Annotated in this window: 20 protein-coding genes, 1 tRNA gene and 4 pseudogenes; 9 read left to right on the top strand and 16 right to left on the bottom strand. The window is 58.7% G+C overall.

Annotated features, from left to right (window positions below):
- Positions 1–116: 116 nt before the first annotated feature.
- Together yghU and AB4P91_RS20465 are read right to left on the bottom strand one after the other, a co-directional pair.
- Positions 117–956 carry a glutathione-dependent disulfide-bond oxidoreductase gene (gene yghU / locus AB4P91_RS20470; RefSeq protein WP_395603537.1) on the bottom strand — a complete coding sequence of 280 codons (840 nt, stop codon included), beginning with the start codon at positions 954–956 and terminating at the stop codon, positions 117–119.
- A gap of 73 nt (positions 957–1,029) precedes the next feature.
- A pseudogene (locus AB4P91_RS20465) lies at positions 1,030–1,164 on the bottom strand (GFA family protein); the annotation flags it as partial.
- A 162-nt stretch (positions 1,165–1,326) separates the two neighbouring features.
- Between AB4P91_RS20465 and AB4P91_RS20460 the strand changes: the two are divergent.
- Positions 1,327–1,650, top strand: a complete 324-nt coding sequence (locus AB4P91_RS20460; protein ID WP_395603536.1) for a hypothetical protein — start codon at positions 1,327–1,329, stop codon at positions 1,648–1,650.
- 18 nt (positions 1,651–1,668) lie between these two features.
- Here AB4P91_RS20460 and AB4P91_RS20455 read toward each other — a convergent pair whose 3' ends face one another.
- Positions 1,669–2,718, bottom strand: coding sequence for an alpha/beta hydrolase family protein (locus tag AB4P91_RS20455; RefSeq protein ID WP_395603535.1), 1,050 nt, complete (start codon positions 2,716–2,718; stop codon positions 1,669–1,671).
- A gap of 48 nt (positions 2,719–2,766) precedes the next feature.
- Positions 2,767–3,734, bottom strand: a pseudogene (locus AB4P91_RS20450) (LysR substrate-binding domain-containing protein).
- A gap of 124 nt (positions 3,735–3,858) precedes the next feature.
- Between AB4P91_RS20450 and AB4P91_RS20445 the strand changes: the two are divergent.
- Positions 3,859–4,134, top strand: coding sequence for a DUF2798 domain-containing protein (locus AB4P91_RS20445; RefSeq protein ID WP_150591631.1), 276 nt, complete (start codon positions 3,859–3,861; stop codon positions 4,132–4,134).
- 3 nt (positions 4,135–4,137) lie between these two features.
- Here AB4P91_RS20445 and AB4P91_RS20440 read toward each other — a convergent pair whose 3' ends face one another.
- Complete coding sequence (locus AB4P91_RS20440; protein ID WP_395603534.1) at positions 4,138–4,656, bottom strand: cupin; 519 nt, start codon at positions 4,654–4,656, stop codon at positions 4,138–4,140.
- A gap of 197 nt (positions 4,657–4,853) precedes the next feature.
- Here AB4P91_RS20440 and AB4P91_RS20435 point away from each other — a divergent pair, with 197 nt between their 5' ends.
- Both AB4P91_RS20435 and AB4P91_RS20430 read left to right on the top strand, forming a co-directional pair.
- Positions 4,854–6,641, top strand: a complete 1,788-nt coding sequence (locus tag AB4P91_RS20435; protein ID WP_395603533.1) for a thiamine pyrophosphate-requiring protein — start codon at positions 4,854–4,856, stop codon at positions 6,639–6,641.
- 87 nt (positions 6,642–6,728) lie between these two features.
- Positions 6,729–7,478, top strand: coding sequence for a DUF72 domain-containing protein (locus tag AB4P91_RS20430; protein WP_395603532.1), 750 nt, complete (start codon positions 6,729–6,731; stop codon positions 7,476–7,478).
- Positions 7,479–7,684: 206 nt separating this feature from the next.
- Here the strand turns inward: AB4P91_RS20430 and AB4P91_RS20425 are convergent, their stop codons facing one another.
- From AB4P91_RS20425 to AB4P91_RS20390, 8 genes are all read right to left on the bottom strand, one after another.
- Positions 7,685–7,903: a hypothetical protein gene (locus AB4P91_RS20425; RefSeq protein ID WP_150591635.1), complete on the bottom strand. Its 219-nt coding sequence runs from the start codon at positions 7,901–7,903 to the stop codon at positions 7,685–7,687.
- 183 nt (positions 7,904–8,086) lie between these two features.
- A complete protein-coding gene (locus AB4P91_RS20420) occupies positions 8,087–9,910 on the bottom strand; it encodes a hypothetical protein (protein ID WP_395603531.1) in 1,824 nt (607 codons plus the stop codon).
- Positions 9,911–10,168: 258 nt separating this feature from the next.
- Positions 10,169–11,848, bottom strand: coding sequence for an MFS transporter (locus AB4P91_RS20415; RefSeq protein ID WP_395603530.1), 1,680 nt, complete (start codon positions 11,846–11,848; stop codon positions 10,169–10,171).
- A gap of 191 nt (positions 11,849–12,039) precedes the next feature.
- Positions 12,040–12,807: a phosphonate ABC transporter, permease protein PhnE gene (phnE, locus tag AB4P91_RS20410; RefSeq protein WP_395603529.1), complete on the bottom strand. Its 768-nt coding sequence runs from the start codon at positions 12,805–12,807 to the stop codon at positions 12,040–12,042.
- Positions 12,804–13,628, bottom strand: a complete 825-nt coding sequence (locus AB4P91_RS20405) for an ABC transporter permease (RefSeq protein ID WP_150591639.1) — start codon at positions 13,626–13,628, stop codon at positions 12,804–12,806. Before AB4P91_RS20405 ends, phnE begins: the two co-directional genes overlap by 4 nt.
- Complete coding sequence (locus AB4P91_RS20400) at positions 13,622–14,419, bottom strand: phosphonate ABC transporter ATP-binding protein (protein ID WP_150591640.1); 798 nt, start codon at positions 14,417–14,419, stop codon at positions 13,622–13,624. The genes AB4P91_RS20405 and AB4P91_RS20400 overlap by 7 nt, the downstream gene beginning before the upstream one ends.
- Positions 14,416–15,279 carry a putative selenate ABC transporter substrate-binding protein gene (locus AB4P91_RS20395; protein WP_150591641.1) on the bottom strand — a complete coding sequence of 288 codons (864 nt, stop codon included), beginning with the start codon at positions 15,277–15,279 and terminating at the stop codon, positions 14,416–14,418. Before AB4P91_RS20395 ends, AB4P91_RS20400 begins: the two co-directional genes overlap by 4 nt.
- Positions 15,280–15,445: 166 nt before the next feature.
- Positions 15,446–15,847 (bottom strand): RidA family protein, encoded by a 402-nt coding sequence (locus tag AB4P91_RS20390; protein WP_150591642.1) that lies wholly within the window; start codon positions 15,845–15,847, stop codon positions 15,446–15,448.
- A 113-nt stretch (positions 15,848–15,960) separates the two neighbouring features.
- Between AB4P91_RS20390 and AB4P91_RS20385 the strand changes: the two genes are divergently transcribed.
- From AB4P91_RS20385 to AB4P91_RS20375, 3 genes are all read left to right on the top strand, one after another.
- Entirely contained in the window at positions 15,961–16,854 is an 894-nt protein-coding gene (locus AB4P91_RS20385) for a LysR family transcriptional regulator (RefSeq protein ID WP_150591643.1), read from the top strand.
- A 123-nt stretch (positions 16,855–16,977) separates the two neighbouring features.
- A complete protein-coding gene (locus AB4P91_RS20380; RefSeq protein ID WP_150591644.1) occupies positions 16,978–18,138 on the top strand; it encodes a radical SAM/SPASM domain-containing protein in 1,161 nt (386 codons plus the stop codon).
- Positions 18,139–18,224: 86 nt separating this feature from the next.
- The gene (locus tag AB4P91_RS20375) at positions 18,225–19,250 is read left to right on the top strand and encodes a GlxA family transcriptional regulator (protein WP_150591645.1); all 1,026 of its coding nucleotides are present in this window, start codon (positions 18,225–18,227) and stop codon (positions 19,248–19,250) included.
- A 128-nt stretch (positions 19,251–19,378) separates the two neighbouring features.
- Here the strand turns inward: AB4P91_RS20375 and AB4P91_RS20370 are convergent.
- Together AB4P91_RS20370 and AB4P91_RS20365 are read right to left on the bottom strand one after the other, a co-directional pair.
- Positions 19,379–19,483, bottom strand: a pseudogene (locus AB4P91_RS20370) (DUF559 domain-containing protein); the annotation flags it as partial.
- A 276-nt stretch (positions 19,484–19,759) separates the two neighbouring features.
- Positions 19,760–20,128 carry an endonuclease domain-containing protein gene (locus tag AB4P91_RS20365; RefSeq protein WP_395603528.1) on the bottom strand — a complete coding sequence of 123 codons (369 nt, stop codon included), beginning with the start codon at positions 20,126–20,128 and terminating at the stop codon, positions 19,760–19,762.
- 321 nt (positions 20,129–20,449) lie between these two features.
- Between AB4P91_RS20365 and AB4P91_RS20360 the strand changes: the two are divergent.
- Positions 20,450–20,777 (top strand): annotated as a pseudogene (locus AB4P91_RS20360) (DUF6124 family protein); the annotation flags it as partial.
- Positions 20,778–20,848: 71 nt separating this feature from the next.
- Here AB4P91_RS20360 and AB4P91_RS20355 read toward each other — a convergent pair.
- Positions 20,849–21,871 (bottom strand): alpha/beta fold hydrolase, encoded by a 1,023-nt coding sequence (locus AB4P91_RS20355; RefSeq protein ID WP_395604987.1) that lies wholly within the window; start codon positions 21,869–21,871, stop codon positions 20,849–20,851.
- Between the two features lie 324 nt (positions 21,872–22,195).
- Here AB4P91_RS20355 and AB4P91_RS20350 point away from each other — a divergent pair.
- Positions 22,196–22,270 (top strand) — tRNA-Gln (locus tag AB4P91_RS20350).
- The last annotated feature ends 10 nt before the right edge of the window (positions 22,271–22,280 follow it).

Genomic DNA, 22,280 nt, shown 5'->3' with positions numbered 1-22,280 from the left:
TCTGGCTTATGACTGAACAGCCACCACCGTGATTGGATGAAGGTAGGAATTGAAAAAAGGCCGATCAATTTGATTTTGATCGGCCGTTTTTAAACCAGGGGAGCCTTGCGCGAGTATCAGCTCAAATCTTCAGCCTGATGCCGCTCGGGTACCTGGCTCGCCTCATCGCCCCATGTGCGGTTGACGCGCTGTCCACGGATGACGGCTGGTCGCTTGGCTATGTCTTCTGCCCAGCGCTGCACGTGGGTGTATTCATGGGCCGCGAGAAACTCCGCCGCCGAATAAACATTGTTGCGCACCAGTTGGCCGTACCACGGCCAGACCGCGATGTCGGCGATGGTGTAGCTGTCGCCGGCCAGGTACGGGCTCTCGGCCAGGCGCCGATCAAGCACATCCAGCTGCCGCTTGGCCTCCATCGTGAAGCGATTGATCGGGTATTCAAGTTTCTCCGGCGCATAGGCATAGAAATGTCCGAACCCGCCGCCCAGATACGGCGCCGAGCCCATCTGCCAGAACAGCCAGTTCAGGGTTTCGGTGCGCCCAGCCGGGTCTTCAGGCAGGAAGGCGTCGAATTTTTCCGCGAGATACAGCAGGATCGAGCCCGACTCGAATACGCGAATCGGTGGCTCGACACTGCGGTCGAGCAGGGCAGGAATTTTCGAGTTGGGGTTGATCTCGACAAAACCGCTGGAGAACTGATCGCCCTCGCCAATGCGGATCAGCCACGCATCGTATTCGGCGGCGCTGTGCCCCAGCGCCAGCAACTCTTCGAGCAGGATGGTCACCTTCACCCCGTTGGGCGTGGCCAACGAGTAAAGCTGCAGCGGATGCTTGCCAACCGGCAGCGTTTTCTCGTGCGTCGGCCCGGCAATCGGGCGGTTGATGCTGGCAAACTGGCCGCCGGACGCTGCTTCGTTTTTCCAGACCTTGGGCGGAACGTAGGGCGCATTGCTCATGAAAAAGACCTCATCGTTGCTGGCTGAGAATAGAGGGACACCGTAGGGAAAAATCTCGTTCGATTCAATGCGAGCTGGCAAATGCTGCACCATGGCTCTTGCGGCACTGACTGCAATGGCAATGAGAAAGCGCTTTGGGTCTTGAGTTGATCTGATATATCACTGCGCCGCAAAGGCAACTGCCCAGAAAGGCCTGGGGAAACGTCATTAAAGACCTCTTGGTTGAGTGGTGTTTCGTCTTGGGGCAAAACCTGAGCCCAGCTAGTGGCTTTTACTTTCAGAGGATAGAATCCCGGCCTTTCACCCACATGGATGCTGGCGTTGTCGACTGACAGTGCCAGGCGATTGGATTTTAAGGATAAAGCCTGTAATGCGACGTCAGTTCCACCTCAAAAAAATTTCATTTGTCACCGTTATCGCACTGACGCTTTCTGGCTGTGTCGGGGTTTCCGTTTCAACGAGTAAACCGGGAGATCAATACGAACAAGCCGACAGTGGCGAAACCCACCGAGAATGGTGCGGTGTCACGCTTTGGGCAGTTATTGTGCCTATCCCCTTGAAGTTGCCTGTCTGCAAGATGCGTAGTGGAGAGACCTTCGTGACGCCCATGTACGCTTGCGGGCCCCTGATGATCTTGGGACCTATCGTCCATGGTTATCAGGGAAATGCCCTATGTGGTGTGTTTCCGAATTGATGATGAATGTTTGCTCGATCAATTGGGTGTTTCTTGACTCACCTGCAGAAACTCGCTGATCAGCGAAATAACCTGCTGTTGGATCACCTCACGCGCGCGCCCAGCCTCGCCATCTGTACAGATGATTCCATCACCGGGCACGTCTTCTTCGAGCATGGCTATCGCGCCCGGTTTGCACAGCGACAGAAAGCTGAAATGACTGGCATCGCCAATTTCAACGTATTGGCTCGACGGTTTGGGCAGACGCTTGGCCAGGTCGGCGGACTCCAACTCGGCCGGCAGATCTTCAGACGGCACGCCCGCTGCGATCACCAACACCGGCACCGGCAGCGCTGCAAGGCTGGCATCCGTGAAGCCGCGTGACAAACCCAGGTCCAATGCCACCACGGCAGTGACGCGCTTGTCGCGTAAATCAGCGGCGAGTCGGGCCTTTGATGCCGGGTTGCTCGCCGGATTCATGGTTTGGTAAACGCCGCAACTGGCTAACTTCTGATGGACGCTGCAGTCGCGGGCAAACAGGTCCGTGTCGAAACGCGCGCCGGCGATTTCCATTGCTGTCCAGCCGCCAAGTGAATGACCGATCACGGCAATACGCCGCGTCGCGACTGCACCAAATTTTGCCGGCTGAGCCGTCACCGCATCAATGGCCCGACCAATGTCTGCGGGACGCTGCCATAGCTGCGCGGCTGCTTGTGGGCTACGGTCATGCGTGGTGCTACCGGGATGATTGACCGCCGCAACGATGTAACCCTGATGCGCCAGCGCGCTGGCCAGCCATGCCTGGTTAGTCCAATTGCCGCGATACCCGTGGGAAAGCACCACCAATGGGTGTTCGCCTTCAGCCGGTGCTGCGTTTTCGACAGACAGGACACCGACAAATGCCGGATTGTCGGCGATCAACTTGGGGGCAGTGGTGGTTGCACGGGAAGGGTACCAAACGACCATTTCCAACGGACGGATGTTGTCCGTGTCGGGCAGTGTTGAACGCTGGAAACCGATAGGTGTGTCATCAGCGAATGCTTGGGTGGTGAGGCAGAGCAGGAGCAGGGCGCAGAAAGCATTTTTCATTGTTTTTATCGTCCATGATGAGCCTCGATTGGCGATGTGGACTTTGCCTTAGTCCGCACGTTTCAGCGAATATCTTTTAGCGCCCGATGACACCTGTTCCATCGGCCAGCGCAGCTTCAAATGTTCGATTAAATAGTCCATGAACGCTTTGACCTTCGGCGTCATCGCCGCGCGATCCTGCACGCAGGCGTATATCTCCATCGGTTCGACAACGGCATGATCTGCGCTGTGACGGGTTTCGAACAGCGGCAGCAGTTGACCGCTGGCGATGTAAGGCGCCGCCACGAACTCCGCCAGACGCGTGATGCCGGCGCCGCTGATTGCCATCTGCGCGAGCGCGTCGATGTCGTCGCTGATCGCTGTGGCATTGATATTGGCTTCGTAACGCTGGCCGTCGCGCAGAAAACTCCAGCGAAGAAATCGCCCATCAAGAGGATAACGAAACGCCAGGCACGCATGGTTTTGCAGCTCGTGCGGTGATTGCGGTACGCCTGCGCCTCGAGATAGGCGGGGGCGGCGCACAGGATGAAGGGCAGCGAAACGATCTTGCGCGCGACAATGCCTTCTTCCAGTTGCGGCTTGATCCGCAGGCTCAGATCAATGCCATCCTGAATGTGGCTGATCTTGCCGTCGGTGGTCGACAGCTCAATCAGCAGGCGCGGATGCTGTGCGGCGAAACCTGCGATCAGCGGTGCGAGCACATGCCGGCCGAACGCAGAGGTCGAGGCAATGCTCAGTCGCCCCTGCAGTTCGGTTTCTTCATTGCTGATTGAGCTTTGCGCCGACTCCAGATCCGCCGCGATGCGCTTGACCTTTTCGTAGTACACCGCGCCGTTTTCAGTCAGCGCCATACTCCGCGTCGTGCGTTGCAGCAAGCGCACGCCCAGATGCGCCTCCAGACGATTGATCGTCTGGCTCACCGCCGCTGCACTGACGCCCAAGGCTTTGGCTGCACCGACAATGGAGCCCGATTCGACCACTTTGATGTAACTGGCAATCGCCGCTAACAGATTCATCCATGGCCTGCCGAGAAGAGGATTCGTAAGCAGTGCTTTATAAAGTACCTGCTATTGGCCGTCTAGTTGAGGGCAAACGGGCTTGCTAAGGTGCCCGCTCCCTGTCAATGGATGCAAAAGCCATATGAATCAAAGAACAAACTCCGACGCCCTGTATGTCAGCCGCCGCAAGCTGTCAGCACGGGCCACGCCCTACGTGTTTGCGTTGTACATGGCGACGATCATGGCGTTTCTGATGTCGCTGGTGATCACCGCCGCCAATTCCGGCATTGATAACGACTACCTGACTAATGCGCTGCACGCTTACAAACTGGCGATGCCGGTGGCATTCCTGTGCATCCTCTTCGTTCGGCCCATCGTGATCAAACTGGTGGCGATGACGGTGCATCCGCATCGGTGAGGTTCATTCGTCCCAATATTGCCTGACTGCACCTTCATGCCCTTGCACCGGATCGCTCTCGGGAAACGGCAATTTTTCAATACGCTGCAACTGCTCCCGGCTCGGCGCGTCCCGACAGATGTCAGCGTGTTGCCCTGGCGGATAGGCACCGACCACCAGAAAGTCAGCGCTGGAACCCAGGTTGCAATGGCCGGTGCCGGCGGGCAGCAACAGTACGTCGCCGGCGCTGACGTCTATTTCATGGCCATTCGGGCCACCGAGCATCAACCGTGCATGGCCGCCAGCGATGCCGAGCACTTCATGCCCTTCGGTGTGGTAGTGGTGATAATCGTAGATGCCATAGCGCCATTGCGGCGGCCAGCCGTTGGCGCTGAAAGTTTGCTCGAACAGGGCGGCTGGATCGTTGCCTTTGATGGCAATCGCTTTGGGGTAAATCAGCACCGGCAGGCGTGGGTTGTTCGGCACCCAGTCATTGCGCTCAAGCAACACGGTTTGCACGGCTACAGCCTTCATCTCAGTCATCGCAATGGCTCCGCAGTCCTGTTGAACAATGGACAGCGACTTGGGGCCTTCGCCTCAATAAACAGATCAATCTCCCCTCGTCATCCAAGGCAAATCAATCGAAACTTCGCCACCAACCCGACTGTCCAGACCCTTACAACTTCCGGCGGATGCGCTGCCGGAAAGCTCCATGCACCGGTGAAAGGCGAGGCACAACGATGACGATGACAGTAGGAGATTTTCTGGTTGAGCGGCTCAGCCAATGGGGCGTCACGCGGATCTTTGGTTATCCGGGCGACGGCATCAATGGCGTATTTGGCGCGCTCGACCGAGCCAACGGAAAGATCGAATTCATACAGGCACGCCATGAGGAAATGGCCGCGTTCATGGCTTCGGCGCATGCCAAGTTCACCGGCGAACTGGGGGTTTGTATCGCCACTTCGGGCCCCGGCGCTTCACACCTGATCACTGGCCTCTACGATGCGCGGATGGACCACATGCCGGTGCTGGCGATTGTCGGTCAGCAGGCACGCACCGCGTTGGGCAGTCACTACCAGCAGGAGCTGGATCTGGTCTCGATGTTCAAGGACGTCGCTGGCGCTTTCGTACAGCAGGCATCGGCGCCATCGCAGGTCCGCCATTTGCTTGATCGCGCGGTGCGCACAGCGATTGGCGAACGACGCGTCACCGCGGTCATCCTGCCCAATGATTTGCAGGATCTGGCCTATGAGGCACCGGCCCGTGCGCATGGCACCGCGCATTCCGGTGTCGGCTACAGCAAGCCGAAAATCATGCCTTACGAGGCAGATTTGCAGCGTGCGGCGGACGTGCTGAATGCCGGAGAAAAGGTCGCGATCCTGGTCGGCGCCGGTGCGCTGGAGGCGACTGACGAAGTCATCGCCGTGGCCGAAAAACTCGGCGCCGGTGTCGCCAAGGCGCTGCTCGGAAAGGCCGTGCTGCCCGACGATTTGCCATGGGTCACAGGCAGCATCGGCCTGCTCGGCACTGAACCCAGCTACAAGTTGATGGCCGAGTGCGACACCTTGCTGATGATCGGCTCGGGTTTCCCGTATTCAGAATTCCTCCCTAAGGAAGGCCAGGCGCGCGGCGTGCAGATCGATTTACAGCCCGACATGCTCAGCCTGCGCTATCCGATGGAGGTCAATCTGCAAGGCGACGCGGCAGAAACACTGGCCGCATTGCTGCCACTGCTCGAACAGAAAAGCTCGGGCAAATGGCGCAAGAAAGTCGAAGGGTGGCGCGGCACTTGGGAGAAAACCCTGGAAAAGCGTGCGATGGTCAAAGCCAAACCGATCAATCCGCAACGGGTGGTGTACGAGTTGTCGCCGCGCCTGCCGGATCAGGCGATCGTCACCAGCGACTCCGGTTCGTGCGCCAACTGGTACGCGCGCGACTTGAAGATTCGTCAGGGCATGAAGTGTTCGTTGTCCGGTGGACTGGCCTCGATGGGCGCCGCCGTGCCTTATGCCATCGCGGCCAAATTCGCCTATCCCGAACGTTCGGTCATCGCACTGGTGGGCGACGGTGCGATGCAGATGAACAACATGGCCGAACTGATCACTGTCGCCAAATACTGGCGGCAATGGGCTAGTCCGAAATGGATCTGCGCAGTGTTCAACAACGAAGACCTCAATCAGGTTACCTGGGAGCAGCGAGTGATGGAGGGTGATCCGAAGTTCGAAGCATCGCAGAGTATCCCCGACGTGCCTTATCACTTGTTCGCCATTTCCATCGGCCTGAAAGGTATTTTCGTTGACCGCGAAGAAGACGTGGCGGCGGCCTGGGAACAGGCATTGGCCTCGGACGTACCGGTGCTGATTGAGTTCAAGACCGATCCGAACGTGGCGCCACTGCCACCGCACATCAAACTTGAGCAGGCGAAGAAATTCGCCACGACGTTGCTCAAGGGTGATCCGGATGAGGCAGGCATTATTGTGCAAACCGCCAAACAGGTATTGAGTTCAGTGCTGCCCGGCAAAAAGTAACCTGAAGGCCAGCCAAGCCCTGTAGGAGCTGCCGCAGCCTGCGGCAGCTCTTACATGGGGGCGACGCAGTATGTGGAGGGAATCGATTTGATTTACATAGGCTGCGCAGGCTGGAGTCTGGGGCGCGAGCATTGGCCGGCGTTCCCGGTTGAAGGTACGCACCTGCAGCGCTATGCAACGCAATTCAACAGCGTGGAAATCAACAGTTCGTTCTATCGCCCGCATCGCCTACAGACCTACCAACGCTGGGCTGATTCGGTGCCAGACGGCTTTCGCTTTTCAGTGAAGATCCCCAAGCACATCAGCCATGAACTGCGCCTGGCAGGCAGTGAGGCCGCGCTCGATGAGTTTCTCGGGCAATGCAACGGCTTAGGCGATCGCCTCGGTTGTTTGCTGGTGCAGTTGCCGCCGTCACAGGCGTTTGATGAAGCCATTGCCCAAGGGTTTTTCAGCGCATTGCGCGAGCGTTTTGCCGGGGCGGTGGTGCTTGAACCGCGTCACGCATCATGGGTTGCTGCCAAACCGTTGTTGATCGCTCATCAGATTGCGCAAGCGGCGGTCGATCCTTCACGCATCCGCAGTGACTCGTCTCCGAGTGGCTGGACCGGCATTCAGTACTGGCGATTGCACGGTTCGCCGCGCATTTACCACAGCACCTACGATTTGCCGTACCTGCAAAGACTTGCGCAAACGTTACATAGCGCAAGTGCCGAAGGCGCCGCGACCTGGTGCATCTTCGACAATACCGCCAGCGGCGCCGCGATCGGCAATGCGTTGACCTTGGCGAAGGAACTCAATCAGTACGCGCCCCCGACGCCGTCGAAGCCCTCACCCTAACCCTCTCCCAGAGGGAGAGGGGACTGATTAAGTTGATAGCGAGAGTTTCACCGACCTGAACGATCGCGCTGATTTCAAGACCTCAAGCCATGAGAGCTGAGTCGAGCCGAGGTTTTGAACGGCATGAAGATCGGCTCCCTTTCCCCCTCTCCCTGAGGGAGAGGGTTGGGGTGAGGGGGAAATGTCCAACTGACACTACAAAAATCTCAGTTGCCGTCCGCCACTTTGCGCTCAATCTCATCAACCTTGCGCTGTAGCTCTTCGGCATCCTGCTCTTTGACCCGAGTGGATGAAGGCGTGATGACCTCATCCACGGCTTTGGTGTCATCGTCCCTGTCCGCAAGATCACGCTCGACCACATTCACCGGTTTGCCGGACGTATCTGTGGGCGGGGCGTTTGGGGTTTTGCTGTCGTTGCTGTTCATATCGCTGACCTCCGTTGGTGTAAACATTGGAGGTGTCGCACAGCAGAGCGTTCGATATTTCTGCCGATTGCTCAATCAATAATGATGAAATATTGCAACGGGCTAGCCGTAGATCACACAGACACTGCTTGGGGTGACCACGTCCCGGGCACCAATTACCGGAGAATCGATCGTCGGCGACACTCAGCCAGCAATCAGCAGATCAAGCGTTGCCGAGTACTCGTACTGCCCGGTGGCGGCGCGGAACAACACACAACTCACTTGCACTGTTTTTCCGATGTTGGGTGTCACAAACCGTATATCGACTCTGAATCGCACAGGTCGGCCTTCGGTCACTGTCGTAATGGGCACCCAGTCACTGGTGCTGCCAAGGGGATCATCCCCACACCAGTAGTAAGTGACGATGTCATCCTTTGCTGTTTTCGCCTCGATCAGTAAGTGAGCCATGTCGACCACTTTGCTCGGATCCAGCCTGTCCGGCGGATCGGCTTCCTCCACCACCGGCATCGGCAGCGTGGCGCGGACTTTCTCGACCTTGGCCAGCAACCGTTCGGATTCAGCGACGCCGTAGAGCGCCGCCTGGTCGTTGGACACTCGATAGGAAAGATCGAGTTTGACCAGCGGGCTGATGTGCTCATTGTCGACGTACAGGGTGACGATCCCTGCCTTTGCTTCGTTTTCGCTGACGATATGTTCAGCTTCGTGCGCATACGGGGTGCCGTTGGATCGCTCGCCTTTCCACACCAGGTTGATGAGGTCGCCACTGCTTGGGCCCGGATAACGGATGTCCACGGTGGCGCACGCCTTGTCTGGCTCCAGCGTGTCGCCGCGAAGCTCCCGAATGGTCGGCTCTGGCAGCATCACAACGTCACCCACCACTTGAGCAAACGTGCGCTTGGATGAGAGCGGTGGCCCGCCATTCTTTGGCACCAGCACACATGAAGCATCCGCCAGGCCCATGGCGATGGCTCTTATCAGTGCGTAGGGCACTTTCAATTCCAGAATGCTGGGTATGTTGTCGACGATTCTAGACGCTGAATGTATCAATGGCTTACCGGTCTTGGGCGTGCCGATAAAGTTTAAGGTCACGTTGTCGCCGAGCGTGAAATCCTTGTTCTGCACATGGAACTGAACCGTGACGTCCTGTTTGTTCAGTTCCCTGATGATAATGAAGCCGTTGACCGATTCTTTGATGACGGGCGCTTCCAGGCGCCAGCCACCGGCATCAACGCGAACGCGCGTGCGTTGCGAGCGCCGGACCGCCCAGTTCCAGACCTCATCGTGAATATCATAGAGCACTGGCTGCTCTTCACTGTCTCCCCCGGCCAGAATGGCCGCCTGGTCAGCGATCATCACGATGGGGGTTTTTCCATCGGCCTCATCCTGAGTCACGGTATGAGGCGCAAGAATGTTGTTGGCGCTCCCCCAATGCACCAGGATCGAGTCACCCACTGCCATTTCCGGGTAGAACGGAATGATGATGGGCACGCCTTTTTTCGCCCACTCGGCATCAATACCCTGTCGCACGACCTCCTCGGGCAACTGCGGTGGATGCAGCTCGGAATGGCCGTCCGGCAGATGCGGCGCCTTGTCGCGACCGCCGGGGCGCGTGAATTTGACCCGTAATCTCAGCGCCACCGAGGGGGCGTCCGGGGTGCCTGCGCCGAATCGGGTCAGTTGGTAATCACACTCTTCAACCCAGCCCGGTTGGGCGATGTTCGTGGGCAGGTAAAAAAACAGCGGTTTATTGACTTCGTTCGCCTCTACCACCTTGGTGTAAACGGCTGACCTTTCCCAGCAAATGACAAGCTGATCGCCCTCATGCATGCCGATATACGGATTGATCACACACAGCATCCCGGCGGGGTTGTCGGTGACCACTGCGATATTGATGCCGCCATCCCCACCTTTAATGGGGCGAACCATGCCCGCGATCAGCAGGGGACGAAGCGCCAAGGTCTCGTTGTCATCGAAGCGGGGGAACAGATAGCTATGGTCGGAGGGCATGGCGAAGTTCCTGTCGTGGGGGAAGACAACTTCAGGCGATGAGAGGCCTGTCTGATCGAGCCTCGACAGGGTGAGCGTGACTGCTGCTTGCCGATCGTTTGTTGGCGCACATGATCAGGAACTCCGTTCAGCAAAGTGACGGAGTGATTGAACGATGTATGGGAACATTGCGCACCTGTCAGATCTGACAGGTGCGCAGGGTTTTTCGACGAGCGGTAGGAGGCAAAACTCTGCCTCGGTTCTCGTAGGGATGAAAAATCAGTCCTTGAGAATGTCGCGATCCTTGGTTTCCGGCAGGAAGAACGTGCCGAGTATCGCCGTCATCACCGCAATCACGATCGGGTACCACAGCCCGTAGTAGATATCACCCGTGGCCGCGACCATCGCGAAAGCCACGGTCGGCAGGAAGCCGCCGAACCAGCCATTGCCGATGTGATAGGGCAGCGACATTGAGGTGTAGCGGATGCGAGTCGGGAACAGCTCGACCAGCCACGCCGCAATCGGGCCGTACACCATGGTCACGTAGATCACCAGAATGGTCAGCAGCAGCAACATCATCGGGTAATGGGTTTTCGCCGGATCGGCTTTCTCCGGGTAGCCCGCTTCTTTCAGTGCGCCACTCAAGTTGGCGGTAAACGCATCGTTGCGCGCCTTGAAGTCAGCGGCGGGGAGGGCGCTGCCCTCGAAGCTCTCGACGACTTTGTCACCAATGCGCACCTGTGCCACGGTGCCGGGCTCGGCCTCGACGTTCTTGTAAGGGATCGCGCGTTTCGCCAGCAGGGTCTTGGCCAGGTCGCAGGAACTGGTGAATCTGGCCTTGCCCACCGGGTCGAACTGGAACGAGCACTGATCGGAATTGGCGATCACCTTGACCGGGTTTTTCTCCTGGGCGATGAACACGTCGGGGTTACCGTACTGGGTCAACGCATGGAAGATCGGGAAGTACGTCAGCGCCGCCAGAATGCAACCGACCATGATAATCGGCTTGCGGCCGATACGGTCGGACAGGCTGCCGAAGATCACGAAGAACGGCGTGCCGATCAACAGTGAACCGGCGATCAACAGGTTGGCGGTCTGAGGGTCGATCTTCAATGTCTGCAACAGGAAAAACAGCGCGTAGAACTGCCCGGTGTACCAAACCACCGCCTGGCCGGCCGTACCGCCGAGCAGCGACATGATCACCACTTTGAGGTTGTCCCAGCGCGCGAAGGATTCGGTCAGCGGCGCCTTGGAGGCCTTGCCTTCAGCCTTCATCTTCTGGAACACCGGCGACTCGCTCAGTTGCAGGCGGATGTACACCGAAACGATCAGCAGCAGGATCGACAGCAGGAACGGAATCCGCCAGCCCCAGGCTTCGAACGCTTCGGTGCCCAGCGCGGTGCGGCAGGCGAGGATCACCAGCAGCGACATGAACAGGCCCAGGGTCGCGGTGGTTTGAATCCATGACGTGAAGAAGCCGCGTCTGCCCGGTGGCGCATGTTCAGCCACGTAAGTCGCAGCGCCGCCGTACTCACCGCCCAGCGCCAGGCCTTGCAGCAGGCGCAGGGTGATCAGGATGACTGGCGCGGCGACGCCGATGGTCGCGTAGCCGGGCAGCAAACCGACGATGGCCGTAGAGACACCCATGATCACAATGGTGATCAGGAACGTGTGTTTGCGCCCGATCATGTCGCCGAGCCGGCCAAACACGATGGCGCCGAACGGCCGCACGGCAAACCCGGCGGCGAACGCCAGCAAAGCGAAGATGAACGCAGTGGTCTCGTTGACGCCGGCAAAAAAGTGCTTGGCGATGATCGCGGCCAGTGAGCCGTAGAGGTAAAAGTCGTACCACTCGAACACCGTGCCCAGGGACGAAGCGAAGATGACCTTGCGCTCCTCCTTGGTGATGCCGCCGCTGCGAGGTGGATTGCCTGTGGGTGTCGTGTCGATTGTGGTCATGGGTGTACTCCGTCGTACGTGTTTTTTGTAGGCCGGAGTTCCCCATTACCGCTTTATCGCACTCTGGCCTTGTGGCGTGTGCCGCAATTGCTGCCGCGTGGAACCTGCACAGTCTGACCGCCTCGCAGGTGTGCGAGGTTTCCTGAAGCATAATCAGCTTCTGGCAGATATCCACTCGCCATCATCTGGACTTACGCCTTCACCCAGCGCTGGCGGCTCCACGCACTCAACCAGTCCACCGCAAACACCAGCACCAGCATCGCCAGAATCACCGTGCTGGCCTGTGCTTCCTGAAACAGGCTGAGGCTCACATACAGCATCTGCCCCAGTCCGCCCGCGCCGACAAAACCCAGCACGCTGGCCATGCGGATGTTGTTTTCCCACCGGTACAGGACGTAGGCGAGCAGTTGTGGGGCGAGGTTGGGCAGGGTGCCGTAGCAGAAGGCGAGGACGGGGTTAGCGCCCTGCAAGCGGATCGCTTCGGCCGGTTGCGGCGGGGTGTTTTCCAGCGCTTCGGCAAACAAGCGGCCCAGCACGCCGGTGGTGTGCAGGGCGAGGGCGAGGGTGCCGGCGTTCGGGCCCAGCCCGGCGGCGAGCACCATCAGCGCGGCCCAGACCAGTTCCGGAATGGCCCGCAGAGCATTGAGCAGCCATCGCGAAGCACTGCGCAGCGGCCAGCCGAAAAGTCCGGCCGCGGGCAGGGCGAGGACGATGCCCAGCAGTGCGGCGAGCAGGGTGCCGAGCGCCGACATGGCGAGGGTTTCCAGCGAGCCATGGAGGATCGCTTTCAAGTAATCGGCGCTCAGATCCGGGCTGAGAAAGCGCTGCACATACGCGCCCATTTGTTTCAGGCTGGTGGCAGTGCCCAGTTCGCCGAGGTCGAGCCCCAAGTAAATGAACGAGGCGATGACGGCCGCGCCGATACCGGCGATCAGCAACAGATTGATCAGACGGTTCATGCCAGCCTCCAGCGCAGCAAACGGCTGAGTTGATCGGCCACCAGCACCAGCAGCAGGAACGTCAGCAGAATGCTCGCGACCTCACCACCGGCGAACATACGGATCGACAGGTCGATTTGCTGGCCCAGGCCACCGGCGCCGACAAAGCCCATCACCACCGAAGCGCGGATCGCACATTCCCAGCGATAGACCGTGTACGAGAGCAATTCCCCGGCGACATTCGGCAGGATTCCATACGCAAAACTCGCCAGTCGACCGCTGCCCGACTGCAACAGCGCGTGCGCCGGACGCTGGTCGGTGGATTCGAAAATCTCTGCGTAGACCTTGCCGAGCATGCCGCTGTAGGTGATCGCAATCGCCAGCACGCCCGACGCCGGGCCGAGGCCTACGGCGCGCACGAACAACAGCGCCCAGACGATTTCCGGCACGCTGCGCAGGAAGATCAGCAACCCACGAACCGGCCAGCGCAACAACCGACCGAAACGACTGGGCACGCCCCCCCGTGAAGCGGCAGACAGCGACAAGGCACGGCTGGCGAGCAAACCGGCGGGCACCGCCAGCAACAGCGCCAACGCCATGCCTGCCGTAGCAATCGCCAGGGTTTGCAGCGTGGCCTTGAACAACAACTGCAAAAAATCTTCATCGTGGGCGGGCGGCCAGAACTGCGCGACAAACCGGCCCATTTCATTCTGGCTGTCGGGCAGCAGCACGCCCGGATTCAGCTCGCTGAGCTGGATTCCCGGCCACAGCACCGCAATCGCCAAAACCGTCAGCAGCAGACGCGGCCACGCCGCGGGATCGCGTGAATCGGCCTTCAGCATCGAGGGATCTGCACAGGCAAAGGCGCAATCGCAACGGTCGGCGATTGCAGATGTTCATTGGCGTACAGCGCGTCGAGCATGTCGTGGCTGACTTGATCGGCAGGGCTGTCGAACAGAATCTGCCCGTCACGCAAGCCGATGATGCGCGGGAAGTGCGACAGCGCGAGGTCCACCGCATGCAGGCTCGCCACCAGCGTGACGTTATGTTCTCGGGCATGACACGACAGCACCGTCAGCGTGTGCCCGGCCATGACCGGGTCCATCGCCGAAACCGGCTCATCCGCCAACAGAATCTCCGGCGCCTGATACAGCACCCGGGCGATGCCGACGCGCTGCAACTGACCGCCAGACAATTGCTGGCAGTGGGCGAACAGCTTGTCGCCCAGATCCAGCCGCGCCAATGCCGCGCGGGCGCCCGGCACGTCGAGAGGGTGCAGCAGGTTCAGCAAACTTTTGCCCAAACTCCATTGCCCGAGTTTGCCGGCCAGCACCGCCGTAACCACGCGCTGGCGCAACGGCAGGGGCGGCGCCTGATGCACCAGGCCAATACGCGCGCGCAGGCGTTGTCGCTGGCGGGCAGACAAGTGCCAGGCGCGTTCGCCGAGCACTTCGATCTCGCCGCTGCTGGGCCGCAGTGCGGTGGCCAGCAGGTTGAGCAAACTCGATTTGCCGGCCCCGGACGGGCCGATGATCGCGACGTGTTCGCCGACGCCAATCTGCAAGTCGACGCCGCGCAGGGCATCGACTCCATTGGCGTGGCGAAGACTGACGTGGGTGAGGCGTAGCGTCATTTCAGCAAATCGGCAGCGCGGGCGGCTTCCTCGATGCCTTTGTAGTTCTCAGGCTTGGTGTCGATGAAACGGCTGGCAGCCTGCAGATCGAGGATCTTCTTCTGTTCAGGGTTGGCCGGATCCAGATCGAGGAAAGCTTTTTTGATCTTCGCCGCCAGCGCCGGGTCGAGTGTGCCGCGCACAGTCCAGTTGTAATCGAAGTACGACGGGGTGGTGGCGAAAACTTTGACCTTGTTGGTGTCGACCTTGCCGGCGTCCACCAGTTTCTGCCAGACACTGGCGTTCAACACACCGGCGTCGACCTTGCCAGCCTGCACCCAGGCAACCGTGGCGTCGTGGGCGCCGGAGTAGGCGACGCGACTGAAATACGCCTCAGGCTTGATACCGTCATTTTTCAGCATGAAGTAGCGCGGCATCAGGCTGCCGGAAGTCGACGACACGGAACCGAAAGCGAAGGTCTTGCCCTTCAGATCGGCCAGGCTTTTGACGTTCGGGTCGGCGGTGATGAATTTGCTGGTGAATTGCGCATCCTGTTCGCGCTGCACCAGCGGAATCACCGGGGTAGTGGCGTCGGTCTTCAAGCGCGCCTGCACGAACGTAAAGCCACCCAGCCACGCCATGTCGAGACGGTCGGTGGCCAAGGCTTCAACCACTGCCGGGTAATCGGCCACCGGGACGAACTGCACCTTCATGCCCAATTGCTGTTCCAGATACGCACCCAGTGGCTCGAACTTGCGCAACAGTTCGGTCGGCGCTTCATCAGGAATGGCGCTGACCTTCAATACATCAGCGGCTTGCGCCACCAGCGCGGAAAGGGACAGGGCCAGGCCGGCCGTCAGTGCCAGGGTTCGTTTGAGCATGGAATTCTCCGTTTCGTGAGCGTCAAAGTCGAAGCGCCGCCGTTGTGCAGTCGAGGCTGGGCGCAAAGTCAGGTTAGACGAAACGGCGAGGTTATACGCATTCGTGGGTTCAAAGGCCAGAGCGCATCAGCGTTGGCGACACTTGATGCACTCCTGCAAGGGGCAATCAGTGGTTTTCGGGGAGTCTGGCGATCACTTTGATCTCGAAGTCGAAACCATACAGCCAGGTCACGCCAACGGCGGTAACGGTTGGATGCGGCGCATCGCCCCAGAACTCCGTGAGCACGATGTTCCAGATTGTCTCGAACTTCGATTGCGGATCAACCATGAAAAGGGTGACGTCAACCACATCCTCGAACGTGCAACCGGCCTCGTCGAGAATCGCGTTCAGGTTATTGAAAGCCTGACGCACCTGGTTTTGCAGATCCGGCTCGGGCGTACCGTCCTCCGTAGTGCCGACCTGGCCCGAGACAAACAGAAAACCGTTGGAGCGGATCGCCGGTGAGTAGCGATGGCGCTCGTACAGGGTTCGGCGTGCAGGGGGGAAAACAACATCGCGCTGCGTCATGGGGGGCTCCATCAGTGAGGTGATGGGCCAACTTTAGGCATTTGCAGGCCCGCGATAAACGCGCAAGCTTGGCGTTAACTGTTTGTAAAACCCAAACAATCGGAAGTCGAGCAATGGATCGTTTTGATGCAATGCAGGCATTTGCACGGGTGGTCGAGGCGGGGAGCTTCACCAAAGCCGCCGGAACCCTGCACATGAGCAAGACCACCGTGACGCAACTGGTCCAGCAATTGGAGGCGCGGCTGCGGGTCAAATTGCTCAACCGCACCACGCGCAAGGTCAATGTCACGGCCGACGGTGCGGCGTATTACCAGCGCGTGATCAAGTTGCTGGCCGACATGGAGGACGCCGAAACCAGCCTGCCCGGTGCCTCGGTATCGCCACGTGGACGATTGCGCGTGGACGTGCCGAGCCCGTTCGCTCGCTTGATTCTGATCCCGGCATTGCCCGAATTTCACGCGATGTATCCGGATATCCAGATCGACATGGGCGTCAGCGATCGCATCGTCGACATCATCGATGAGAACGTCGACTGCGTGGTGCGCGGCGGCGAGTTGCTGGACCAGTCACTGATGGCGCGCAAGGTTGCGGACCTGCAACTGGGCGTGTTTGCCGCGCCCGACTACCTCGCTCGCTCCGGCACGCCGATGCACCCGCAGGAACTGGAAGATTCCCATCATCGCGTGGTTGCGTTCCTGTGGGCACGCACCGGCAAGCCGATGCCGTATGCCCTGCATAACGATAAGCAAAACCTGCAGATCAAGGGTCGCCATGTGTTGGCAGTCGACGACGGCAATGCCTACCTTGCGGCGGGTCTGGCCGGCATGGGTGTGCTGTGGCTGCCCAGGTACATGTCCGACGCCCCGGTGGCACGCGGTGAGCTGGTGCCACTGTTCGAGGACTGGCAACTTGCATCAATGCCTCTCTACATCGCGTATCCGCCGAACCGCCATATCAGCTTGAAGTTGCGAGTATTTATCGATTGGGTTGTGAGGTTAATGGCTTAGCAGGCGTGTGGTGCACTTTTTGCTTGCATGTGCTCAATGTCGTCAAATAACTAACACATCCGGCAACCCGACAGCCTGCGGCGTTGACCAGAGTAGCGTTAAGCTCAAGGAGCTTTACTCATCATGAACATGTACATCGATATCGTCGGTGCCTGCAATCTGAGCTGCCCCTCTTGCCCGATGGGCAATTCGGAAAACCTCAACTTCAAAAAAGCCATGCAGATTGAAATGTTCCGCGAGATCGTTGAGAAGGCCAAACGCGAAGGCGTGCGGGCGATTTTTCTCTACAACTGGACTGAGCCTTTGGTGCATCCGAAGATCGGCGAGTTCATCGAGATCATCAATGCGGCCGGCATGAACAGTGGCGTCAGCACTAACCTGAACCTGGCCAAAAACATGGAAAAAGCCTTGTTGGCCGAGCCAGGGTTCTTCCGTATTTCGCTGTCAGGGTTTTATCAGGAGACCTACGCGAAGGGGCATGTCGGGGGGGATATCGAAGTTGTAAAACAGAACATGATCACGCTGAGTGAACTCGTGCAGCGCCATGGTCTGAACACCCTTGTCGAAGTTTATTACCACCGGTATCTGGATAATCTGGCAGAAGAAGCACTGATGCGCGAGTTCAGTGAGCGTCTGGGCTTTAGGTTCAGCACGGGTTATTCCGTGATGATGCCGCTGGAGAAGGCGTTGGCCATTGTCGAGCGCGATCCTTCCGTAACCGACACTGACCACGAGACCCTCAAAAGGCTGGCATTGCCGCCTTACGATGATCTGGTCAATGTCGTACAACACTTCCACAAGCAAGCGTGCACACTCAAAGATGACTGGCTGGTGATCGACTGCAACGGCAATACAGTGCTTTGCTGCACCATCTTCAATCAAAGCGAATATCAGGTCGGAAAGTATCTGGACATCAATGTCGACGAATTGATGACGCGTAAAAACACGCAGAAAAACTGTGTCGACATGTGCAATCGGTGCGTAAAGAAGGGGATGCACATCTATGCGATGCACCCCGGCAAGGGCGTGCTTGAAAGTCATGCAATCAATCGCATGATCGATTTCCAGCAGCGCACCGTTGCCGGTTTGCCGATTGATAGCGAGCAACTCGGCCGGGCCGGCGAGGTCAGTTCCGAAAATTTCGATGAAGCCCAATACCTTCAACTGAACGATGACGTGCGCCACGCCGTTTCCACCGGCGCTTTCACCAGCGGCTATCAACACTACGTGCTCTTCGGCCGCCTGGAAGGGCGAGTGGGCGCCGGGCTTTTTTCAGCGGTGTAAACGCCGTCAGGATGACCCGGTCAGCAACAGGCGTGATTGACTCCGGCGCGGTTCAGGCCAACTATCGGCGCATAACAATATGACCGATGGACCAGACCTTGATCGAACGACGTCAATTCAGCGGGGGCATGAAGGGCAAAAACCTCCGCTATCTGAATGAGCAATCCGCCGACCAGACCCGCGTGACGCGCGCGGGTTTTTTACTGCTTGAACACTTTTCGCTGCCGGCCTTCACTCAGGCGCTGGACACGATCATCACCAGCAATCTGTTGCGCGCCGAGCTGTTTTCTACGCGCACGTTTGGCTTGAGTGAAGCTGAGGTCGTCAGCGATCTGGGATTGGTGATTCGGCCAGATGCGCGGATTGATCCGGCGGCGCTTCAGGATCTTGACTTGTTGGTGGTGTGCGGCGGTTACCGAACCGAACTGCGCGCCAGTGACGCGTTCATCAGCCTGTTGAAAGCGGCAGCAGAACGCGGTGTCAGCCTCGCCGGTTTGTGGAATGGCGCGTGGTTTCTAGGCCGCGCCGGATTGCTCGACGGCTATCGTTGCGCGATCCACCCGGAACATCGCCCGGCGCTGACCGAAATCTCCAAGACCACCCACGTCAGCAGCGAACCCTACGTCATCGACCGCGACCGACTCACGGCATCGAGCCCGTCCGGGGCCTTTCACATGGCGCTGGACTGGATCAAGAACCTGCACGGCAAGGCCTTGGTCGAGGGCGTTGAAGATATCCTCGCCTTCGAGGAGTCGCGTTATCGACGGATCAAACCGGACGAAAACATCTGCGTCAGCGCACCGTTGCGTGAAGTGGTGAAGCTGATGGACGCGAACCTTGAAGAGCCGTTGGAACTGGAACAACTGGCGGTGTATGCCGGCCGCTCCCGGCGCCAGTTGGAGCGCTTGTTCAAGGAACAACTCGGCACCACGCCGCAGCGCTATTACCTCGAGTTGCGCATCACCGAAGCACGGCGTTTGCTGCAACACACCGAGCTCTCGCAAGTGGAAGTGCTGGTGGCGTGTGGGTTTGTCTCGCCGAGTCATTTCAGTAAGTGCTATAGCTCGTATTTCGGGTATCGACCTTCGAAGGAAAAACGGCTGGTCAAATAACTCGAGCTGTTACTAACCCGAGTTCACCCGGTATCCAAAGTCGGCGTAGCGCCCCCATTCAACTCGGTCAGTTCCCTCTCCCTCCGGGCGGTCCGACGTTTCGGGAGGGCTAGGGTGAGGGGCTTTTTCGCGATTTGGCGGGCGCGCAGCTTTTGCCAAAGCAGGTGTTCGCAGTCAGTTTGATGAGTACGCAAATGGCGGGCGAATTGGGCGAGGGTGGGGCGATTTTGCATGCTTCACGATCCTTGTGAAGTTGATGGAGATTTAACTGTAGACCACTTTCCCTCACCCCAGCCCTCTCCCAGAGGGAGAGGGGGCCGACCGAGATGTCTTGCGTCATACATCGACCTGAAGAACCGAGTTGATTATGGCCTCGGCAGCACCGCTGCAATGAAGATCGTGGATTCGGCGATGTACTGTCAGTTCGATCATGGATTCGGCAATGCACTCTCAGGTCGACGTATGCCTGAAGCATCGCACGGTCAGTTCCCTCTCCCTCCGGGAGAGGGCTAGGGTGAGGGCGCTTTTCGTTCTGCCGCGGTTTTTATGATCTGCTCCAACACAGCCCCCATCTGCTGGATCACCTCTAAATTACTAAACCGCACCACTTCAATCCCCTGACGCTGAAGGAACAATGTCCGGCGTTGGTCGTGAATCACGCCCGCTGATTGATAGTGCTGACCACCATCCAGTTCGATGGCCAGTTTCAGTTCGACGCAATAAAAATCCAGGACGTATGGCGGGCAGGGGAATTGTCTGCGGAATTTCAAGTTGGCGATTTGGCGGGCGCGCAGCTTTTGCCAGAGCAGGTGCTCGCAATCAGTTTGATGAGTACGCAAATGGCGGGCGAATTGGGCGAGGGTGGGGCGATTTTGCATGCTTCACGATCCTTGTGAAGTTGATGGAGATTTAACTGTAGACCACTTTCCCTCACCCCAGCCCTCTCCCAGAGGGAGAGGGGGCCGACCGAGATGTCTTGCGTCATACATCGACCTGAAGAACCGAGTTGATTATGGCCTCGGCAGCACCGCTGCAATGAAGATCGTGGATTCGGCGATGTACTGTCAGTTCGATCATGGATTCGGCAATGCACTGTCAGGTCGACGTATGCCTGAAGCATCGCACGGTCAGTTCCCTCTCCCTCCGGGAGAGGGCTAGGGTGAGGGGCTCTTCTAAACACCACCCCGCACACACGTTCAGATCCGGCATCGCCGAACCCATCACAACTCAAGAAAACTCCACGAAGCAACAGAACGTGCGCTTGACCATTACCTGCTGCCAGCAGCCGGGATTATGGCAACACCCTATACGCCCAGCACTCTGTTCATGGTCAGCCCGCAGTCCGACGCCGAGTCTTTACTGACCAATGCCAGCGGCTCTTTAGCGTCTGCCACGGTCATGCTCGGTCATTTTGCAGGGCTGCTGGAAGGGTCGAACCGCCACACCTTGTTGGGTATCGCGCAAGTGGTCATGCTGGGAGAGTTGGCGGGCAACAAGGCGTTGGATATCGTTGTGCCAACTGGGTGATCACACACGTTAGCCATTAAGCAGTCAGCCTGAGCGGCTGACTGCTTTTTTGTGCGGGTAGGGGAAGACTTTTAAAGGTGATCCGCATCAATCACAGCCTTGGCAAACGCCTGCGGATCTTCCTGCGGCAAGTTGTGGCCAATGCCGCCGTTGATCAGCCGAAACTCGTACTTGCCGGTAAAGCGCTTGGCGTAATCCTCGGGCGCCGGGTGCGGTGCACCGTTGGCGTCGCCTTCCAGGGCGATGGTCGGCACGCTGATTGAGGGGGCGGTGGCCAGTTTCTGTTCCAGCGCCGCGTATTTCGCCTCGCCCTGCACCTGGCCCAGACGCCAGCGGTAATTGAAGACGGTGATGTCGACGTGATCGGGGTTCTCCAGCGCTTTGGCGGAGCGATCGAAGGTTGCGTCATCGAACTTCCACTGCGGCGAAGCCGTTTGCCAGATCAGCTTGGCGAAGTCGCGGGTGTTCTTCGCATAGCCAGCGCGGCCGCGGTCAGTGGCGAAGTAAAACTGATACCACCACTGCAATTCAGCCTTGGGCGGCAGCGGGTTCTGCCCGGCCGCCTGATTGCCGATCAGGTAGCCGCTGACCGCCACCAGCGCTTTGACCCGTTCTGGCCACAGCGCCGAGACGATGTCCGCCGAGCGTGCGCCCCAGTCATAACCGCCGAGCACCGCTTGCTTGATCTTCAGCGCATCCATGAAATCGATGACGTCACTGGCCAGCGCCGCCGGTTGGCCGTTGCGCAGGGTGTCTTTGGAAAGGAATTGCGTATCGCCATAACCCCGCGCATACGGCATTAACACGCGATAACCCTTGGCCGCGAGCAATGGCGCGACTTCATCGTAGCTGTGAATGTCGTAGGGCCAGCCGTGCAACAGAATCACCACCGGGCCGTTGGCCGGACCGGTTTCGGCGTAAGCCACGTCCAGCACGCCCGCCTTCACATGCTTCAGCGGGCCGAACGGCGAGGGCGCGGAATAGCTCGCAGCCGCGGGTTCTGCGGTTTGGGCTTGAGCCGTACCCAAAGCGCCGAACAACGACAGCGCCAGAATCGAAAGTCCGAATGCGGTTTTGCGAGTGTGCAGTGCCATTTTCACGGTGACGTCTCCTCTGCGAACTGTGGGTCGAGGGTTGCGAATGAGCCCTTCAAACCTTGAGTGCATTTGAGCGCCGAGACGTATCTGGCCTGTGTCGAAGAGGGGCGATGTTGAAATCCGCTGTATCGCCGCGGGGTAGGTACACAGTGTGATACACGCCGCCAAACGGCCCGATCATTGGGCTGAATCGGGCCAAGAAAATAAGTCGCTGTTTTAAAACAAAAAATATTTCATTTCGGGCTTCCCAAACGTAACGAATGTTGATAAATTGCGCCCCGTTCTTGCAGTGATCCTCACGGAGCCGCTGACAAGTGCTGTAGGGGCGTCGCCAAGCGGTAAGGCAGCAGGTTTTGATCCTGCCATGCGTTGGTTCGAATCCAGCCGCCCCTGCCATCTATCAAAA

The organism is Pseudomonas sp. B21128, assembly GCF_044218865.1.
Lineage (GTDB): Bacteria > Pseudomonadota > Gammaproteobacteria > Pseudomonadales > Pseudomonadaceae > Aquipseudomonas > Aquipseudomonas iridis.
This window is presented reverse-complemented; position numbering and strand designations above follow the sequence as displayed.

Coding starts and splice junctions, on each gene's coding strand:
- yghU (WP_395603537.1), bottom strand. CDS start 956: ATGAGCAATGCGCCCTACGTTCCGCCCAAGGTCTGGAAAAACGAAGCA.
- AB4P91_RS20460 (WP_395603536.1), top strand. CDS start 1,327: ATGCGACGTCAGTTCCACCTCAAAAAAATTTCATTTGTCACCGTTATC.
- AB4P91_RS20455 (WP_395603535.1), bottom strand. CDS start 2,718: ATGAAAAATGCTTTCTGCGCCCTGCTCCTGCTCTGCCTCACCACCCAA.
- AB4P91_RS20445 (WP_150591631.1), top strand. CDS start 3,859: ATGAATCAAAGAACAAACTCCGACGCCCTGTATGTCAGCCGCCGCAAG.
- AB4P91_RS20440 (WP_395603534.1), bottom strand. CDS start 4,656: ATGACTGAGATGAAGGCTGTAGCCGTGCAAACCGTGTTGCTTGAGCGC.
- AB4P91_RS20435 (WP_395603533.1), top strand. CDS start 4,854: ATGACGATGACAGTAGGAGATTTTCTGGTTGAGCGGCTCAGCCAATGG.
- AB4P91_RS20425 (WP_150591635.1), bottom strand. CDS start 7,903: ATGAACAGCAACGACAGCAAAACCCCAAACGCCCCGCCCACAGATACG.
- AB4P91_RS20420 (WP_395603531.1), bottom strand. CDS start 9,910: ATGCCCTCCGACCATAGCTATCTGTTCCCCCGCTTCGATGACAACGAG.
- AB4P91_RS20415 (WP_395603530.1), bottom strand. CDS start 11,848: ATGACCACAATCGACACGACACCCACAGGCAATCCACCTCGCAGCGGC.
- phnE (WP_395603529.1), bottom strand. CDS start 12,807: ATGAACCGTCTGATCAATCTGTTGCTGATCGCCGGTATCGGCGCGGCC.
- AB4P91_RS20405 (WP_150591639.1), bottom strand. CDS start 13,628: ATGCTGAAGGCCGATTCACGCGATCCCGCGGCGTGGCCGCGTCTGCTG.
- AB4P91_RS20400 (WP_150591640.1), bottom strand. CDS start 14,419: ATGACGCTACGCCTCACCCACGTCAGTCTTCGCCACGCCAATGGAGTC.
- AB4P91_RS20395 (WP_150591641.1), bottom strand. CDS start 15,279: ATGCTCAAACGAACCCTGGCACTGACGGCCGGCCTGGCCCTGTCCCTT.
- AB4P91_RS20390 (WP_150591642.1), bottom strand. CDS start 15,847: ATGACGCAGCGCGATGTTGTTTTCCCCCCTGCACGCCGAACCCTGTAC.
- AB4P91_RS20385 (WP_150591643.1), top strand. CDS start 15,961: ATGGATCGTTTTGATGCAATGCAGGCATTTGCACGGGTGGTCGAGGCG.
- AB4P91_RS20380 (WP_150591644.1), top strand. CDS start 16,978: ATGAACATGTACATCGATATCGTCGGTGCCTGCAATCTGAGCTGCCCC.
- AB4P91_RS20375 (WP_150591645.1), top strand. CDS start 18,225: ATGGACCAGACCTTGATCGAACGACGTCAATTCAGCGGGGGCATGAAG.
- AB4P91_RS20365 (WP_395603528.1), bottom strand. CDS start 20,128: ATGCAAAATCGCCCCACCCTCGCCCAATTCGCCCGCCATTTGCGTACT.
- AB4P91_RS20355 (WP_395604987.1), bottom strand. CDS start 21,871: ATGGCACTGCACACTCGCAAAACCGCATTCGGACTTTCGATTCTGGCG.